Raw genomic sequence first — 2,153 nt, forward strand, 5'->3', positions numbered from 1 at the left:
CGCGCCTGACGCAGGGGCCTGCCACGGCGACGTGGCGGGCCCTTTCGATTCAGACCAGCCCGCCATTCACATGGATCGCCTGGCCGGTGACGTAGCCGGCCTCCGGCGAGCACAGGAAGGCCGCCATCGCCGCGACGTCGTCCGGCGTGCCGAGGCGCCGCAGCGGAATTTTCGCGGTCACGGCTTCCCATTGCGCGGGCGTCAGCGCGGCATGCGCGCCCGGGTCCTTGCGGGTGTAGCCCGGCACCACCGCATTCACCGTGGTGCCGCTCGCCGCCGCCTCGATCGCGATGGCGCGCACCAGCGCCTCCATCCCCGCCTTGGCCGCGGCGCTGGCCGGGAAGGTGGAGACATCCGTGCGGAACACATGCGCGACGAAGGAGGAGATCGCGACGATGCGCCCTTCCTTCAGATGCGGCAGCGCCGCGCGCGCCGTGCGCAGGAAGCCCCACAGCACGGCATCCAGCGATTTAGCGAACACCGCATCCGGCGCCTGCGCGAAGGGCGTCTTGTCCGCGAAGCCGGCCGCGAATACCACCGCATCCAGCCTGCCGAATCGTTCGAGCGTTGCGGCAACCAGCGCGTCCGGCACCGCGGCCTCGGCGATGTCGCCGAGCATCACGGCCGCCTCGCCGCCAGCCGCGCGGACGCCAGCGGCCATACGCTCCGCGCCCTCGGCGTTCTTGCGCGTGTGCACCAGGATGGCGGTGCCAGGGCCCGCCAGGCGCCGGCAGCAGGCAGCACCGATGCCGGAGGCGGCGCCGGTGACGAGGATCGCGCGCGTCATTGCGGGAACGCGTGCGGCGCGAAGCCGAAGGCCTCCCGGAAGCGCGCCATGTAGCGCGGCCAGGCCTCCGGGTTCACCAGCCGCGGCGGCACCTGGCCGCGGAAGATCGCGATCCACTGCTCCGCCGCGCCGGCCGCCATGTCGTGCAGCGCCTCCTCCGTGATGCCGGCATTGTGCGGGGAGACGATGACGTTCTCGAAGGCCAGCAGCGGATGGTCCGCCGGCGGCGGCTCCTTCAGGAACACGTCGAGCCCAGCGCCCGCGATGCGCCCCGCCGCGAGCGCATCCGCCAGCGCCGTCTCGTCATGGATGCCGCCGCGCGCGGTCTGGATGAACCAGGCGGTCGGCTTCATCCGCGCGAATTGCGCGGCGCCGAACATGCCCATCGTCTCGGCGTTGCGTGGCGTGTGGACGGAGACGAAGTCGCTGCGCTCCAGCAGCTCCTCCAGCGCCACCTTGCGCGCGCCGCGCGCCGTGACCTGCTCGGCGCTGAGATAGGGATCGCAGGCCAGCACGGTCATGCCGAACAGCCCGTTGCACAGCGCCGCCAGCCGCGTGCCGATCTCGCCGATGCCGACGATGCCGAGCGTCTTGCCGCGGATGTCGCGGCCGGTCAGTGCGAAGCGATCCGGCGCCGCCCCTCGCCGCAACGCCTTGTCCGCCTGCGCGAATTTTTTTGTCAGTGCCAGCATCATGCCCAAGGCGTGCTCGGCGACGGCTTCCTTGTTCGTGCCCGACTGGTGGCAGACGATCACGCCCGCGGCGGTGCAGGCCTCCACGTCGATCACGTCGAAGCCGGCGCCGGTGGAGCAGGCCGCGAGCAGCGCCGGCGCGCGCTTCAGCAGCGCGGCGTCGCAGAACCAGGGCTCGACGATCTCGACGCGCGGCAGCGCATGATAGCCATGCGCGCCCGCCATCGCGGCATCCAGCGTGGCGCGGTCATCGGCGAAGCGCAGGCGCCGCAGCGCGATGCGCTCGGCCTCGCCCAGCATCCGCTCGGCGACGGGATTGGTGAAATTCTCGAAATAGACGAGGTTGGCGCGGGTCATGACTTCCATGCGGGGTCGGGGGCGGCGAGGCCGCCGCGGGCGGCGGACCAGCCGAAGGGATCGGCGAGATAGCGGCGCAGCTCCGCCAGGTCGTCGGCGGGCAGCGTCGCGCGCTCCTCCGCCACCGGCAGCACGTCCTGCCAGGTCGCGAGCGCGAAGAGCTCGGCGCCGATGTCCTGAACCTCCGTCACCAGCCGGTCGAAGATGCCGTAGTTGAACAGCACGAAGACATGCGAGACGGAGGCTCCCGCCTGCCCCGCCGCGCCCCCCGACCCCGCCGAGGGGCGGCCCGCGGGGGGGGCGGGGCGGACCCCCCC

Annotated in this window: 2 protein-coding genes and 1 pseudogene; all 3 read right to left on the minus strand. The window is 72.5% G+C overall.

What is annotated here, in order from left to right:
* Positions 1–49: 49 nt before the first annotated feature.
* Positions 50–787, minus strand: a complete 738-nt coding sequence (locus AC1MIR_RS18740; protein ID WP_480029706.1) for an SDR family NAD(P)-dependent oxidoreductase — start codon at positions 785–787, stop codon at positions 50–52.
* Positions 784–1,836 (minus strand): hydroxyacid dehydrogenase, encoded by a 1,053-nt coding sequence (locus tag AC1MIR_RS18745; RefSeq protein ID WP_480029707.1) that lies wholly within the window; start codon positions 1,834–1,836, stop codon positions 784–786. Before AC1MIR_RS18745 ends, AC1MIR_RS18740 begins: the two co-directional genes overlap by 4 nt.
* Positions 1,833–2,153: pseudogene (locus AC1MIR_RS18750) on the minus strand (hypothetical protein); the annotation flags it as partial. The pseudogene AC1MIR_RS18750 and the gene AC1MIR_RS18745, both read right to left, overlap by 4 nt.

The sequence above is a fragment of the Falsiroseomonas sp. RANM36 genome, from assembly GCF_056682175.1.

Bases quoted from the DNA above. Each gene is read 5' to 3' on its own strand.
- AC1MIR_RS18745 (WP_480029707.1), bottom strand. From the start codon at position 1,836: ATGACCCGCGCCAACCTCGTCTATTTCGAGAATTTCACCAATCCCGTC.
- AC1MIR_RS18740 (WP_480029706.1), bottom strand. From the start codon at position 787: ATGACGCGCGCGATCCTCGTCACCGGCGCCGCCTCCGGCATCGGTGCT.